The sequence below is a fragment of the Paludibacterium sp. B53371 genome (genome assembly GCF_018802765.1).
In the GTDB taxonomy this organism is placed as follows: domain Bacteria; phylum Pseudomonadota; class Gammaproteobacteria; order Burkholderiales; family Chromobacteriaceae; genus Paludibacterium.
In genome coordinates this window covers 1198801-1213543 of the sequence record NZ_CP069163.1, presented here as the reverse complement: position 1 = coordinate 1213543, position 14743 = coordinate 1198801, and the positions used below count along the sequence as shown (strand labels likewise).

Below are 14743 nucleotides of genomic sequence, written 5' to 3'. Positions count from 1 at the left end.
GTGCTTACTCCTCGACCCGGCCAAGCAGGTAGTGGTGGTGGGCATGCACGTGGCTGATGATGCGGCACATTTCGCTCAGTTCCGCGGGAACATGGGCAATCTCGCCATGCTCGCCGATCTGCAAGCGGTAGACCTCGCCTCCCTGGCGCACCTGCAACTGGCCATCGTCACCGAGATAGAAGCCCGGATTGCGACTGTTGGCGAAATCCCCCGGCAGACTGAACACCGTCACCTTGTCCTGATAGGGTTTGCCCTGCCATGGACAGAACTGCGCGCAATTGCCGCACTCGTTGCAGAAAGCATCCAGGTGCAGGGTCTGGAACTTGTTGCGGAAGCCCGGGACGGCGATCGAGACATTGGCCCGGTTCGGACACACGTCGACGCACTTGGCACAGAACACATTGCATTCCAGGCAACGATGGCTTTCCTGCGCCACAAAGGCATCGCGTGCAGCACTGCCGGTCTGCGCGACGGCCAGTACACCCTTGCGGCGGAAGATGGCCGAAGTATCGACGCTGGCCACATGCAAGGGTTGCGGACGTTGCAGATGCTCGCGCGTCAGGATCATGTCGGCCGCATGACGGGCGTCAGCCATGGCGCGCACGATGGTGGCCGGGCCATGCTGCACGTCACCGATCAGGAACACATTCTGACGCCGGGTCTCGCCCGTGGCGGGGTCGACATGGGCATGGCCCTTGTCATCCACCGGCACGCCAAGGGCGGCCAGGGCGGCGCCATCTGCCTGCTCGCCAATGGCGGTAATCAGCGCATCCATCTGCAGCACCACGGTTTCTTCGGTCGGCTGCGGACGACGACGGCCCTGTTCATCGGGCTCGCCCAGTGCCATGACCCGCAGGGTCAGCGTGCCGTCGGCATCGAAGCGTTCCGGATTGGCCAGGAAGCGGAACTTCACGCCGTCTTCATGCGCTTCCAGATACTCTTCGCGGGCGGCCGGCATTTCCTGCTCGCTGCGACGATAGATGACGGTCACGCTTTCGACGCCTGGCACCTTGAGCGCGGCACGGGCGCAGTCCATGGCAGTATTGCCGGCACCGGCCACCGCCACATGGCGGCCAAGCGGCAACGGCTGGCCCTGATTGAAACTGCGCAGGAAGGGCAAGGACTTGTGGACACGCGGGTGATCGCCATCCAGCCGCATGCCACTGTTCTTGTCGGTACCGATACCGACCAGCACATAGCCAAAGCCTTGTTGTTGCAGTTGATCCACGTTCAGCGCCGGATCGCAGCCGAAGGCAAACTTCACGCCATGCTCAGCGACAAAATCGATATCGCGCTGAATGACTTCAGCGGGGATGCGGAAGCGCGGGATGATGTTCTTCACCACGCCGCCGGCATTGGCTTCACGCTCGAAAATGGTCACCGGCACCCCGGCTCGTGCCAGGAAATAGCCTGCCGACAAACCGGCCGGCCCGGCACCGATGACGGCAACCGGCCTGGCCGCACTGTCGAGCGGCTTGACCCAGCGGGCCTTGTACTCGTCCCAGCCTTTTTCCAGTGCGACCTTTTTCAGCTCGCGGATATTCAGCGGGCTTTCGTAATCCAGCCGGGTGCAGTTGTTCTGGCACTGATGGTCGCAAATATGGCTGGTGATCGCCGGCAGGGCATTGCGCTGATAGATCAGTTCCAGCGCCTCGACATAGCGTTGTTCACCCAGCAGACGAATGTATTCCGGAATGTCCTGATGGATCGGACAGGCCGTGACGCACGGCGCGACATAGCAATCGGTCATCGGCAGGGCTTCGCCGGTGTCGATGCGTTCCTCGCTCTTCCACGACTTGTGGGTGTATTCCATGGTCAGGGCGCGTTCAGCCAGCGCCGACAGCTTGTCGACGTCGACATGGCGCATGCCCCAGGCCTCGGAGCGATCCAGCTCACGCATGCACTCGGCCAGACGCAGATAGCCGCCCGGCTTGAGCAGATCGGTAGCCATGGTGATCGGGCGAATACCGGTCTCGAAAATATCGCGGATATTGAACAGGCTGGCCCCGCCGGAATAGGAAATCGGCAGCTGGCCGTGGAAGTGGCGCGACAGCAAGGCAGCCACATTAATCGAGATCGGGAACAGCGCCCGGCCGGACATATACATTTCGCCGCCCGGCAAGGCGCCCTTGTTGTTGATGGTACCTAGGGTATTGGTCAGTTTGACGCCAAAGGTCAGGCCCTGGTCGGCCGCCAGTTTCATCAGGCGGGTGAGCATGGCCAGGGCGCGGTCCAGCTGCAGGTCGTGTTCGAACGACTCCGGCTTCAGGCCGATATAGTCGAAACCGCAGCCATCGAGAATCTCGCGCACGCGCTGATAGCCCAGCAGGGTCGGATTGAGTTTGACGAAGGTGTTGATGCCCTTCTCGCTCAGCATATAGCTGCAGATCGCCTCGATTTCGTCCGGCGGACAGCCGTGCATGGTCGACAGGGTCACCCCCTGCACCATGCGCCCGTCGATCTGCTGCGGCAACTGCTGCAGCTCGGCACGTCGCGCCTGCAAGCCCATCTTGCCGAGGAAGGTCTCATCGGCCAGCAGATCGGCCAGCAAGGCGCGATACTCGGCAAAGCGCGGGTGGTGGCCGGCATCCATCATGTTGTGGATGAACTGCTGCATCGGCGGCTGCTTGATCCCTTCCAGGTTGTAGCCCACGCTCATGTTGAAGATGAACGACTTTTCTTCGCCCGGCTGACGCGGATCGAAGATGGCTTCCAGCAGGTGCAGGGCAAACCAGGCTTTCAGATATTCATCCCAGGCCTTGGGCAGGGTGAACTCGGTCGACCACTCGGTGTTGAAGCATTCGTCCTCGGCATCAATACAGGGCTTTTCGATTTCCAGCCGATCGAGGATCTGAACGGTTTTCAGCTCCATGAAGCGCCCGCCGGCGAGCCATGAAGCCACGATATTCTGTGCCAGTTGGGTATGGGGGCCGGCAGCGGGGCCGACGGGTGTTTCGCAGCTCTCGCCAAAGACGCGAATCTTGCGCTCGTCGATCTTGCGATAGAACTGCGTGGCCGGAATGCCAAAAATCGACTGCGACTGCGCGAACTCGTCGACGATGCGCGTCAGGAATTCCCGGAAGGGAACAGGCCGCATGATGTCACCCATAACATTCTCCGTATTCTGCTCTTGTCGTGAACGACCCCTGCCCTGTGTGCGTGGGTCAGGTACCGCTTCAGATTGAGCAAAAAACGCGCCAGCCCGCCGGATCGCGACAACAAAATCAGCGGCCCCTTATGCAGCAAGGCTTTGCCGGGGATGTCCCTGCGGCCGGCCAGGCATGCCCGGGCGTTTTCCCCGGGTGAGAATCAAATCAATAGGGTGGTTTATCACTTTGAGAATCGACCGGTGACGTCGGGTGAGCGCCTGCCCACCCGACGGTGCAGCGGGAACTTCAGGCGCCAAACACGGCACGACCGGCCAGCTCGTGCTCGATTTCCAGCAGACGGTTGTATTTGGCGATACGCTCGGAGCGACATAGTGAGCCGCACTTGATCTGCCCACCCCCCATGGCCACGGCGAAGTCGGCCATGAAGGTATCTTCGGTTTCTCCGGAACGATGTGAGATGACATAGCCCCACCCTGCCTTGCGACAGAGCTGGATCGCCTCGATGGTTTCGGTCACCGAGCCGATCTGATTGAGTTTGATCAGGGCGGCATTGCAGGCTTTTTCGCGGATACCCCGCGCAATGAAGCGGGTGTTGGTCACCAGATTATCATCGCCCACAATCTGAATCCGGTCGCCCAGCGCCGAGGTCATGCGCCGGAAGCCATCCCAGTCATTTTCATCATGGCTGTCCTCGATCGAGACGATCGGATAGCGATCCACCCAGTCCTGAAACAAGGCAACCAGTTCCTCGGCACTCTTCTCCCCCTGACCACTGCGGCTCAGACAGTAGCGCCCGTCCAGATAAAAGGAGCTGGCCGCCGGATCCAGCGCAATGGCCATATCGCGGCCCGGGACATAACCGGCCCGCTCGATGGCCTCGACGATCAGGTCGCAGGCTTCTTCATTACGCTTGACCTTGGGTGCGAAACCGCCCTCATCGCCGACACTGGTGGCATAACCGCGCTCTGCCAGCATGCCTTTCAGGACATGAAAAGTTTCTGCGCCATAGCGCAGGGCCTCGGCAAAGCTCGGTGCGCCAATGGGATAAATCATGAACTCCTGAAAATCGAGCCCCGAATCAGCGTGCTTGCCACCGTTGAGCACATTCATCATCGGCTTGGGCAGGTGCACTGCACCGACACCACCAAGATAGGCATACAGGGGCAGACCCGCCTGGCGGGCCGCTACCCGCGCCACCGCCTGGGAGACGCCCAGAATGGCATTGGCGCCCAGCTCCGCCTTGTTGTCCGTGCCATCCAGCTCGATCATACGGTAATCGATATCCGCCTGATCTCGCGGGTCGCGCCCCTGCAGCAGCGGCGCAATGTGTCGATTGACGTTGTCGATGGCTTTTAATACGCCTTTGCCACCATAGCGCTGCGCATCGCCATCACGCAGCTCAACCGCCTCGTTTTCGCCCGTTGAAGCGCCGGAAGGCACCGAAGCACAGGCAGTCAGGCCGTTGTCCAGCCGGATATTGACCCGCAGTGTCGGATTGCCCCGCGAGTCGAGGATCTCCAGCGCCTGAATGGTTTGAATGGTTACCGTCATCGTTCAGTCCTCCTGTCGGCTCAAGCCTGTTGCGGGCATGTGAAGCCGTATTCGATCGGCATCTTGATGTAAAAGAGATTGAGATGCTCCTGCTGCAGCCGGGCCAGCAAGACCGGCAAGTGGTCTTCGCTCATGGCGAGCGTGACCGCCACCGGCTGGTCACCCAGCTCGAAAAACCGGGCCGCATGGATTTTGTGATCCCGCCCCAGTCCTTCTGCAGCCGTCACCATGGTGGCGCCCTCCAGATTCAATTTCCGGGCTTCGCGAACCAGCCACTCGGCCACAGGGAAGCCGGCATGACTGCGGTTTTGCTGGGTAAAAAACGTGACTTGATAACCGTTCATGATATTTCTCCGAAATTCAGGCGTGTTTGATGGCAATGATCGTGGCAATGCCCAGTGAGGTCATCAGGACGGAGCCGATGACATGGAGACCGATTTCACCCGCGGCCCACAGCAAGCGACCTTGCTGTATGAGTGTCGTGACTTCGGCGGAAAAGGTTGAGAAGGTGGTCAGACCACCGAGAAAACCGGTAATGACCAGCAGACGCCAGACCGGCGACACATCGGGATGATTGGCAAAGAAAGCGACAGCAAGGCCGATCAGATAGCCGCCGATGAGGTTGGCTGCCAGCGTACCGGGGGGAAGCGTGGGAAACAGGGTATTGAGCGTCAGGCCGAGCACCCAGCGCAGAACAGAACCCAGGGTGGCACCAACACTAATGGCAAGCAGAGAGTAGAGCATGACAACATTCCTTGTAGGGCGCGATGAATACACGCTGCTCTTGCTCAGAGCAGGTCTATAGACATCATCAGCCACCAGGCGGTTACAAGGAGGAATGTCATCTCCGAAGCCAAATATACACCCGACGAAAAAAAATGAAAACCGGGTAATCGTTAAGAATCATTCTGGCTGGCGATTGTGCCGGATGGTGGCGCCCGGCAAGGCACAAGAGAATTTCTGTTTTTAAATCAATGCCATTCAATTTTCTCATGATTCTGCGTTATGATATCCGCCGGAGATGACATTCCTCCCTGTAACCGCCTGGTGGCTGATGATGTCTGTGCCGCGCTCGAACTGAGCGCTGTCTTCAGCATGCTTGCCAGGGGGTGTCATGTTTACCCAGTTGTTGTTCCCTTACGCTGTTTCGGCGTTGATTTCATCATGTCCTGACGTACGGCTGTCCTTCTCGGACAGACGCCCGCCGGCACGCACATTGCATTGCCGTTCAGTACAGACGGCCCTCCCCGTTAACGTACTGGCCGCAGGCGCCTGCCCGCCGCACCACCTCCCCCCTTCCCCTTGCTCCATACAGTCTGTGCAGGCAGTCGGCATCCATGGCGCCGGGAACGGAGCATCCTGAAATGAGCGCACAGATCCAGGCGATCGAGGCGCAGGAAATCCTCGACTCACGCGGCACCCCCACCCTGCGAGTCCATGTCTATCTCGATCATGGCGTGTCGGCCAGTGCCTCCGTCCCGTCCGGTGCCTCGACCGGCAGTCATGAGGCCGTCGAGCTGCGCGATGAGGACAAAAGCCGTTACGCGGGCAAGGGGGTGCTTTGGGCCGTCGACAACGTTAATCGCCATCTCGCACCACTGCTCAAGGGCCTGAATCCTTGCGCGCAGGCCGAGATCGATCACCGCATGATCGAGTGCGACGGCACCCCCGAGAAAGCCGTACTGGGCGCCAATGCCATGCTGGGCGTCTCGATGGCCGTGGCCAGGGCGGCCGCGCTAAGCGCAAATCTGCCGTTATATGCCTACCTCGGCGGCATCGGTGCCACGCACCTCCCCATTCCGATGATGAACGTGCTCAATGGCGGCAAGCATGCAGACTCCGGACTCGACTTCCAGGAGTTCATGATTTATCCGCTGGGCGCGCCGAACTTCGCCGAGGCCCTGCGCTATGGCGCAGAAACCTTTCGGGCCTTGAAAACCTTGCTGGCCCAACATGGCTGTACGACCAGCGTCGGTGATGTCGGCGGTTTCGCGCCCATCGTTACCTGCAATGAAGAAGCCTGCGATTTGATCGTCATGGCCATCGAGCGCGCCGGTTATGTGCCGGGACGGGATATCGCCATCGCACTGGATATTGCCGCCAATTCGTTCTATCGGGATGGTCACTATTGCCTGCAGCGCGGCGGCCAAGGCCAAAAAACCAGTGTCGGCATGGTGAGCTTGCTCAGTCAGTGGCTGGATCGCTATCCGATCGTTTCCATCGAGGACGGACACCACGAAGGGGATGTGCAGGGCTTCCGGCAACTGACGGCCGAACTGGGAGACCGGGTTCAGATTGTCGGCGATGACCTGCTGGTCACCCATCCTCAGTACATTCAGCAAGCCATTCAGGACCGCAGCTGCAACGCAGCCCTGATCAAGCCCAACCAGATCGGCACGATCAGCGAGACCCTCGAGGCCATCCAGCTGTGTCGCCGGGCGGGATGGGGCTATGTCGTCTCTCACCGCTCAGGCGAAACCGAAGACAGTTTCATTGCCGACCTGGCCGTGGCCATGGGCGGCGGTCAGATCAAAACCGGCTCGCCCTGCCGCTCTGAACGCATGGCCAAATACAACCGGCTGCTGGAAATCGAGCGTCATTTGGGCGCCAGAGCCGTGTATGGCCGATGAATCGCAGTCACTCACTGCCGGCAGCAAGACTGCCGGCCCCTTACACCTCAAGGAGTTTTTATGAATATCGCTCACATCCAGGCCGGTGATCTGTTACCGGACAGCTTTAACGTCATCGTGGAAATCCCGGCCAACGCACTGCCGGTCAAATATGAGATGGACAAGACCTCCGGCGCCCTGTTTGTTGACCGCTTCCTCTCGACGGCCATGCAGTATCCGATGAATTACGGCTTCGTCCCGCACACCTTGTCGCAGGATGGCGACCCGACCGATGTCCTGGTGCATGCGCCCTTCCCGCTGCCGGGCGGTGTGGTGGTGCCCTGTCGGCCGATTGGCCTGCTGAAGATGGAGGATGAACACGGCATCGACAAAAAGGTGGTCGCCGTGCCACTGGATGCTGTCTGCCCGATGACGGCGACGATTCGCAGCCTGGAAGACCTGCCGCAGGCCCTGCTGCAGCAAACGCTGCACTTTTTCAGCCATTACAAGGATCTCGAAGCCGGCAAATGGGCCAAGGTGCATGGCTGGGACGATCTGGAAGCGGCCCGGGCAGAAATCATCGAGAGTGTGCAACGCTATCAGGCGCCCTAGCAAAAAGGGACAGACACCGGCTGACTGGACTTTCGTACAGCGCGACATGGGAACGGACTGGTTCTGCCGTGGCCCTAATGGCGCACCGATTGCAGACAAGGAGATCACATGACACGACGCCTTACCCTCCCCCTGCTGTGTCTGTTGCCCTATCAGGTTCTGGCTGAGGACGTGACGTTTCCGGTGCAACCGACTCGATGGCAACTGACGCTGCCTGCGGACCTGAGTCATGCCCCTGACCACCTCGCAGCCAAGGGACTGAGCGAGCATTTCATGTTGCCGTCCCCCACGCCCCTGCCCCAGGTCGCCGAGCAGGTTAATGCAGCACAAGCGTCACTGCAGCCATACGAACGCGCTTATCAGCAGCAACGAAAAACGTTGCACAATCGGTGCGGTAGCGGCCTGCAAAGTGTGGCAGCCAAGCGGTCTGCCGCGCACGGGACAGTGTCGCTGGCTCCCTGCGCGGATCCGCTATCCGGCATCTGGCCGCTGCAGCGGCAGCCGGGAATCGCGATTGCGCTCCCCGAATAGTCTCAGCGCCCTCATCCGCACAGGCTCAAACAAAACGGCCCGCTGCCTTCGCAGCGGGCCGTTTGACCTTGGCATGTCGACTCAACCGTGGATCACCTCGGTCGACACCTTGGCGACCGGCTGGCTGCTGGCCGCTGCAACCGGACGGGCAACCGCATCGCGCCGCGGCAGGCAGAGGTTCATGGCAATGGCGATCAGCCCGCCGGCGCTGATCGGGTTTTCCATCAGCATGGCGATGGCCGGCGGCAAGGCGTGGAACACATCCGGCTGGTAGGAAATGCCGAGCCCCAGCCCGAGTGCCGTGGCCACGATCAGGGTTTCACGCCGGTCCAGCCCGGTCGGACCGGACAGGATGATGCGGATACCGGCCAGCGAGATCATGCCGAACATCAGGATGGTTGCCCCGCCCATCACTGGTTGCGGAATGGTGGTGAAGAAGCAGCCGACAGCCGGGAACAATCCCATCAGTACTAGTATCACGGCGATGAATTTGCCGACATGGCGCGAGGCCACCCCGGTCATCTGGATCACGCCATTATTCTGGGCGAAGGTGGTCAGCGGCAGCGAACCGAGCGCCGAGGCAATCACCGAGACCAGACCATCGGCCAGCACACCGCCCGACAGACGGCGCGTGAAGTTGTCATCATTGATCGGGCAATGCGACACGATGGCGGTCGCGGTAATGTCGCCGACGGCTTCCAGTACGCTGAGCAGATAAATCACGCCGGCCACCAGGAAGGCATGAAAATCAAAGTGAAAACCGAAGCGGAACGGTACCGGCACCGTGATCAGCGGCTTGTTCATCATCGCCGAGAAGTCCACCAGGCCGAGCGCCAGCGCCGCCACATAGCCGGTCATCATGCCGACCACAATGCCGCTCATGCGCAGCATCGGACGCTTGCTGCTGTTGACGGCGATCACCACCACAACGACCAGCAGGCCCAGACCAAGATTCTGATAGCTGCCGAAGGTCCCGTTGCCCATGGAGGCAAAGCCACCGGCAAAGTCGATCATGCCCACTTTGATCAGGCTCAGGCCGATCATCAGCACGACCACGCCGCTGACCGTCGGGGTAATCACGCGCTTCAGATAGGGCAGGACGAATGAGGCGCCCGCCACCAGGAAGGCGCCGACAAAGGACACCCCGAGCAAGGTCGACATGATCAGGTCTTCGTGCAGGCCGTCTTTGCGCATGGCGCTGCCCAGCGCAATCATCACGGTCACAAAGGAGAAATTCACTGATTGAATCGACAACAGGCCAGAGCCGACGCGGCCATACCGATTCACCTGCAGCCAGGTACCGATGCCGGAGGCAATCATCGCCATCGACACCAGATAGCCGGTCGTGCTGCTCGACAGCCCGAGCGCGCCGCCGACAATCAGTGCCGGCGCCACCATGGGTACCAGAATCGCAAACAGGTGAGTCAGGGCCCCGGTCAGGGTCTGCAGAAACGGGGGTTTGTCATCAAGGGAAAAAATCAGGTCAATCTCACCGCCAGGCATGTCAGACATTTCTTCACTCCCTGCAAAGAAAATCAAAAGAAAACGGTGCAGGCCGACGGCACAAAACCACGATGCGCAGGCCAGGGTTGCACCGACTTCAGCAAGAAGCAGGCCAGCCATGACAAAGCAATGAAATTCCGCGGGAAAACCTTGCAGGGGCAAGGTATGCTGCCGCCCCGGGGCGGACATGGCGCAATTTTGTTTTTATATCAAGCGAATGGGTTGTATCAGTTTGAGAGGTTCGGCCTGACACGATGATGTCAGGCCGACAGACTTCTGCGGGCAGATCAGGGGGTCACAAGATGCAAAATGGCTTCCAGCACACCGCCACCAATGGCTCGCGCCTTGTCAGAAACGGTAGTGTAATCGGCCCGGGCTCCTCGCGGATCGATATCGCCGATCTTGAAACCTTCGGGTACGGCAATATCGTCGTGCAGCAGACCGCGCACCATGCCGGCCATCGGTGCCGGTACGGGTGCCTCACCCACCCAGGCCATGATATCGCCCTCCTGGACCAGCTCACCCAGCCGTACATTGGCGCGGAACACCCCTGCCACCGGAGAGCGGATGACCCGCTCGCTGGTAAAGCCTTCGATATTGCCCGGCACGCCGGTGTTCGGTGCCGCCGCGCCCTGGTAGATCACCCGGCCGAGGTAGTGGCCGCGGTTGGTTTCGATCACGGCATCACAGTCACGACCGGCTTCGAAGCCCGGTCCGAGGGCAATGGTGCAGGGCGCCATGTCACGCCGGGTACCCAGATTGCGTTTGGCCAGGATAGCGTCGACCAGCACATCCGGCTTGAGCGCCTCGAGGCATTCGGCATGCTCGTCGACCAGCAGCGGGATGATGCCCTTGTCGAGCAGGCTCATGGCCTCGGGCAGCGAGTGGGCCAGCTTGCCCTGCACGCCCTCCACCATGGTTTCGCCGTCGAACATGGCCTGGGCGAAGGCCACACTGCGCCGGATCACGGTCGGCCGGGCCAGATCCAGCATCAGCACGCGCATGCCGGCCTGGTGCAGGCGCAGCGCCACACCGCTGGCAATATCGCCCGAGCCACGCATCACCACCAGGCGATGCCGGCGCAGTCCATCCTGCTTGAGGCCGCCCGGAGCGCCATGCCGCACCTGCAGCAGATGCGCCAGGATGCTGATGGCGATTTCTTCCGGTGTCTCTGCACCAATGTCATAGCCAATGGGCGCGTACAGGCGTTGCAGGCAAGCCTCCGGGGTACCGGCTTCGCGCAGCGTCTGGATGAAAGTCAGCGTCTTGCGCCGGCTGGCCAACAGGCCAAGATAGGCCAGGGGACGCTCAATCAGCTTATCCAGCGCTTCCTTGTCCTGATGGTTGGTGGCAATGATGACCTGGGCATCGGCCTCGAGCGGCAGGCGGTCGAGCAATTCGCTCATGGTCTCGCCATGGGCGAGCTGCGTGCCGGCGGGAAACAGCGCTGCATCCAGATTGCCGGCAAAGGTATCGCCGACATGAATCTCATAACCCAATGGCGCAGCCGCCTGCGCCAGGGCGCGATTGACGTGACCACCGCCGATCAGTACCAGCCGCGGCCGCTGGCCGAAAACCTCGATATAGACCGACATGGCCCCGCCGCAATCCGAGCCGACGGCATGTTCGCCGGTACGGGTCATGCGGCCGTGAACCATGCGTGGCGCACGGGCGATGATGGCCAGCATGGCCTCTTCGATCACGCGACGCTCAATCATGCCGCCACCAATGGTGCCTACCGTCCTGCCATCGGCTTCGATCAGCATCTGACCACTGTGGCGCGGTGTCGAGCCCCGACTTTCTACGATATGCGCCAGGGCAAACGGACGATTTTCCTGTTCCAGCCTGGCTGCATGAGCAAACAGATTCATTCGGCACACCTCTCCTGTCAGCGCACCGCTCCGGGCGGCGCCCTACTTCAACAGCAAATTCTGCGCCAGTGTCCCGCCAGGCTGTCGTATCAGCCTGGCACGTACACCGCTATAATCGGCGACACTGATTTCATATCAAGCCAATCTCGCCATGTATCACTTTGAGAATGCCATCCATGTCCAGTCCTGCCCGGACGAAGCCAGCTGGCTGGCTTGCCTGGGGCCGCTGACACCCGGCGACTGCCGGCTGATCAGCCTGTGCGGTGCCGGCGGCAAAACCTCGACACTGTTCTGGCTGGCCAGGGTGTTGCAGCAGCGCGGCTTGAACGTGCTGCTGAGCACCACCACGCGCATGTATCTGCCGACAGCGGATCAGGTGACAAGGCTTCACTTCGGCCCCTGCCCCCCCGTGCCCGCCGGCGGCACTCAAGCCTGGTTTGCCGGCCACGACGCCAGCAGCGGCAAGGTGATCGGCCTGGCGCCGGCGCAACTGGACGAGCTCAGACTTCAGCGCCGGTTCGACGTGATTCTGGTCGAGGCTGATGGCGCTCACCAGAAACTGTTCAAGGTTCCGGCGCAGCACGAGCCCTGCATCCCGGCCGGCAGCGATGTGGTGATCTCGCTGCTGGGCTCGGCGCTGCTGGGTACAGCGCTGACGCCAGACCGGGTACATCGCTGGGACGCGTTGCAGAGCTTGACCGGCATCGTCCACGGCCAGCCGCTCGACTGGGCCTTGCTGGACGGCCTGCTGTCGCACCCGCAGGGGCTGTTCAAGGGCTGTCCCGACAAGGCGCGACGCATCTGGTTCGTCCATGGCGAACACCAGCACGAATCGGCCTGGCTGGCAGATCTGGCGCGACTGCTGAGCCGGCACCCGGCCCTGACGGCAATCTGGCAGGGCGCCGTGCGGGAAACACCCGCCATCCGCCATCTGCTCCTCCCTACTCCGGCACCTCAATCGCGTACTTCTTGATCTTCCGGTACAGGGTGGCAATGCCGATCCCCAGCGCCTGGGCGGCCAGTTTCTTGTTGCCGACCCGGCTGAGGGTTTCCTCGATCATCTGCTTTTCCATGCTTTCCAGCCCGCTGTCTGCCATGACCACCGGCGGCGGCTCGGCATGAGGTGCGGCACAGGCCGGTGCCGCGGTCAGGGGGGTGGAGACCGGCGCGGCGGCCGGACGGGGCGGCACACTCTGGCCGCGCAAAATGTTTGGCGGCAGCAAGCTACAGTCGATGATGTCGCCCTCCTGGATGACATTCACCAGGTACTCCACCAGATTGCTCAACTCACGCACATTGCCCGGCCAGCGGTACTGGCTCAGCATCTGGCGCGCTTCGGCACTCAGTCCGGGATAAACGCAGCCAATGCGCCGGGTATGTTGCTGCAGGAAGTGGTGGATCAGCCGTTCGATATCTCCTTCGCGCTCGCGCAGCGGCGGCAGTTCGATCGGAATGACATTGATGCGGTAATACAGATCCTCGCGGAACTTGCCTTCGGCGATGTACTGATCGAGGTGCTGGTGCGTGGCGGCCACAATGCGGATATCGACCGGAATCGGCCGGCTGGCGCCAATCGGGGTCACTTCGCGCAACTCCAGCACCCGCAGCAGCTTGGCCTGCATGGTCAGCGGCATGTCGCCGATTTCATCGAGAAACAGCGTCCCCTGATGGGCGGCCTGGATCAGCCCCTGCTTGCCGGCACTGTTGGCGCCGGTAAAGGCGCCCTTGGTGTAGCCGAATAATTCGCTTTCCAGCAGCTGTTCCGGGATGGCGGCGCAGTTGATGGCAATGAAGGGTTTGTCGCTGCGCGGGCTGAGGCGATGAATGGCCTGTGCCACCACCTCCTTGCCGGTGCCGCTTTCGCCTGTAATCAGCACGCTGGACGGGCTCTGGGCGATGCGGTGGATCAGGATTTTCAGCCGCCGCATCGGCGCACTCTCGCCGATCAGACTGTCAATGGCACAGGGATCGTCGGCACGCGGCGCGACCTGGGCCACATTGGCCTGATGCGGCGACATCAGGAACAACTGCTGACCCTGAATCTGGAATAGCTGGCCGATCACCAGCGCCTGTCGCTGCCCCAGATCAACCACATGCTGGACATGGCCGGACAAGCCCTGCTGACCAAAGGTGAGCGCGCGCAAGCTGATTTTCTGACCTACCAGGCTGGGATCGCAGCCCAGTTGCTGCAGGGCGATCTCGTTGGCAAAGACGACACGGTCGTGCTCGTCCAGCAACAAGCCGCCCTGGGCCATGCGGGTCATCAGCGTCAGGAACAGTTTTTTATCGCCTTCGCTCCAGTCCGGCGCGTCCAGCAATTTGGAGACAAAGATGCTGGAGATATGCCGTACATAGTCGCTGACCTCCTGCAGATTCTGCTGCAGGCGCTCCTGCTGGGCACAGGTGAGCGCGACCAGGCTGATGGCACCGATACAGACCCCATTGACCACAATTGGCACGCCGAGAAACGCCATCTCCTTGCAACTGTCTCGCGTGGCACAGCCCTGGCAGACCGGGTCTTCGCGTGACTTGATGGCGACTTTTTCGCACTGTTGCTCCATCACATAGCGCAACAGACGCGAATCCCCCTCCAGTTTGCGACCAAAACCACTGCCGAATGGCCCGGTACCAGCCAGACGAATCAGGTTGGCATCGACGATTTCAACTTCGAGCTGCAGGACATTCGCCAGCATTTTGGTAAAACGCAAAATGGTTGGCTGGATTTGCATCAACAACAGCTGATTGCTTGCTGACATCATGAACATTACCCCCTCGGGTCATGATCCACTGGCGCCATGCGATGAGTGGCGTGCGGTTCGGCCCGCGGCATTATCATCATGTAAAGACAATCAGCAGAATACGACTTTTGCGGCAGCGGTGGCACGGCATGGCCGGTTGTCGCAAAACAATCTGATCTGGGTCAGATGATTTGCGCAAAACCCGGCAAATCCGTCGC

The 14743-nt window shown here is 61.0% G+C and carries 11 protein-coding genes and 2 riboswitches; of the genes, 4 read left to right on the top strand and 7 right to left on the bottom strand.

What is annotated here, in order from left to right; all coding sequences use genetic code 11:
* Positions 1–4: 4 nt before the first annotated feature.
* From ygfK to crcB, 4 genes are all read right to left on the bottom strand, one after another.
* Positions 5–3109 carry a putative selenate reductase subunit YgfK gene (gene ygfK, locus JNO51_RS05860; protein WP_215782080.1) on the bottom strand — a complete coding sequence of 1035 codons (3105 nt, stop codon included), beginning with the start codon at positions 3107–3109 and terminating at the stop codon, positions 5–7.
* A 286-nt stretch (positions 3110–3395) separates the two neighbouring features.
* Complete coding sequence (gene eno, locus JNO51_RS05855) at positions 3396–4661, bottom strand: phosphopyruvate hydratase (protein ID WP_215782079.1); 1266 nt, start codon at positions 4659–4661, stop codon at positions 3396–3398.
* Between the two features lie 20 nt (positions 4662–4681).
* On the bottom strand, positions 4682–5005 hold the full coding sequence (locus JNO51_RS05850; RefSeq protein WP_215782078.1) for a DUF190 domain-containing protein: 324 nt from the start codon (positions 5003–5005) through the stop codon (positions 4682–4684).
* Positions 5006–5021: 16 nt separating this feature from the next.
* Positions 5022–5405: a fluoride efflux transporter CrcB gene (gene crcB, locus JNO51_RS05845; RefSeq protein WP_215782077.1), complete on the bottom strand. Its 384-nt coding sequence runs from the start codon at positions 5403–5405 to the stop codon at positions 5022–5024.
* Between the two features lie 51 nt (positions 5406–5456).
* Positions 5457–5519: riboswitch (Fluoride riboswitch) on the bottom strand.
* 150 nt (positions 5520–5669) lie between these two features.
* Positions 5670–5732, top strand: a riboswitch (Fluoride riboswitch).
* 293 nt (positions 5733–6025) lie between these two features.
* On the opposite strand from crcB, the gene eno (JNO51_RS05840) reads away from it, so the two are divergent.
* The 3 genes from eno (JNO51_RS05840) to JNO51_RS05830 all read left to right on the top strand — a co-directional run bounded on the left by eno (JNO51_RS05840) (position 6026) and on the right by JNO51_RS05830 (position 8413).
* Positions 6026–7291: a phosphopyruvate hydratase gene (eno, locus tag JNO51_RS05840; RefSeq protein WP_215782076.1), complete on the top strand. Its 1266-nt coding sequence runs from the start codon at positions 6026–6028 to the stop codon at positions 7289–7291.
* A 60-nt stretch (positions 7292–7351) separates the two neighbouring features.
* The gene (gene ppa, locus JNO51_RS05835; RefSeq protein ID WP_215782075.1) at positions 7352–7882 is read left to right on the top strand and encodes an inorganic diphosphatase; all 531 of its coding nucleotides are present in this window, start codon (positions 7352–7354) and stop codon (positions 7880–7882) included.
* 108 nt (positions 7883–7990) lie between these two features.
* Positions 7991–8413, top strand: coding sequence for a hypothetical protein (locus tag JNO51_RS05830; protein WP_215782074.1), 423 nt, complete (start codon positions 7991–7993; stop codon positions 8411–8413).
* An 81-nt stretch (positions 8414–8494) separates the two neighbouring features.
* Here the strand turns inward: JNO51_RS05830 and JNO51_RS05825 are convergent, their stop codons facing one another.
* Entirely contained in the window at positions 8495–9925 is a 1431-nt protein-coding gene (locus JNO51_RS05825) for a nucleobase:cation symporter-2 family protein (RefSeq protein WP_215782073.1), read from the bottom strand.
* A gap of 278 nt (positions 9926–10203) precedes the next feature.
* On the bottom strand, positions 10204–11787 hold the full coding sequence (gene yqeB, locus JNO51_RS05820; RefSeq protein ID WP_215782072.1) for a selenium-dependent molybdenum cofactor biosynthesis protein YqeB: 1584 nt from the start codon (positions 11785–11787) through the stop codon (positions 10204–10206).
* Between the two features lie 151 nt (positions 11788–11938).
* Here yqeB and yqeC point away from each other — a divergent pair, with 151 nt between their 5' ends.
* Positions 11939–12760, top strand: a complete 822-nt coding sequence (gene yqeC, locus JNO51_RS05815) for a selenium cofactor biosynthesis protein YqeC (RefSeq protein ID WP_215782071.1) — start codon at positions 11939–11941, stop codon at positions 12758–12760.
* Here the strand turns inward: yqeC and JNO51_RS17500 are convergent.
* Positions 12729–14546: a sigma-54-dependent Fis family transcriptional regulator gene (locus JNO51_RS17500; protein WP_215782070.1), complete on the bottom strand. Its 1818-nt coding sequence runs from the start codon at positions 14544–14546 to the stop codon at positions 12729–12731. The genes yqeC and JNO51_RS17500 overlap by 32 nt on opposite strands.
* Positions 14547–14743 lie beyond the last annotated feature (197 nt).

Coding starts and splice junctions, on each gene's coding strand:
- ygfK (WP_215782080.1), bottom strand. CDS start 3,109: ATGGGTGACATCATGCGGCCTGTTCCCTTCCGGGAATTCCTGACGCGC.
- JNO51_RS05825 (WP_215782073.1), bottom strand. CDS start 9,925: ATGTCTGACATGCCTGGCGGTGAGATTGACCTGATTTTTTCCCTTGAT.
- JNO51_RS17500 (WP_215782070.1), bottom strand. CDS start 14,546: ATGATGTCAGCAAGCAATCAGCTGTTGTTGATGCAAATCCAGCCAACC.
- JNO51_RS05850 (WP_215782078.1), bottom strand. CDS start 5,005: ATGAACGGTTATCAAGTCACGTTTTTTACCCAGCAAAACCGCAGTCAT.
- eno (WP_215782076.1), top strand. CDS start 6,026: ATGAGCGCACAGATCCAGGCGATCGAGGCGCAGGAAATCCTCGACTCA.
- yqeC (WP_215782071.1), top strand. CDS start 11,939: ATGTATCACTTTGAGAATGCCATCCATGTCCAGTCCTGCCCGGACGAA.
- ppa (WP_215782075.1), top strand. CDS start 7,352: ATGAATATCGCTCACATCCAGGCCGGTGATCTGTTACCGGACAGCTTT.
- JNO51_RS05830 (WP_215782074.1), top strand. CDS start 7,991: ATGACACGACGCCTTACCCTCCCCCTGCTGTGTCTGTTGCCCTATCAG.
- yqeB (WP_215782072.1), bottom strand. CDS start 11,787: ATGAATCTGTTTGCTCATGCAGCCAGGCTGGAACAGGAAAATCGTCCG.
- eno (WP_215782079.1), bottom strand. CDS start 4,661: ATGACGGTAACCATTCAAACCATTCAGGCGCTGGAGATCCTCGACTCG.
- crcB (WP_215782077.1), bottom strand. CDS start 5,405: ATGCTCTACTCTCTGCTTGCCATTAGTGTTGGTGCCACCCTGGGTTCT.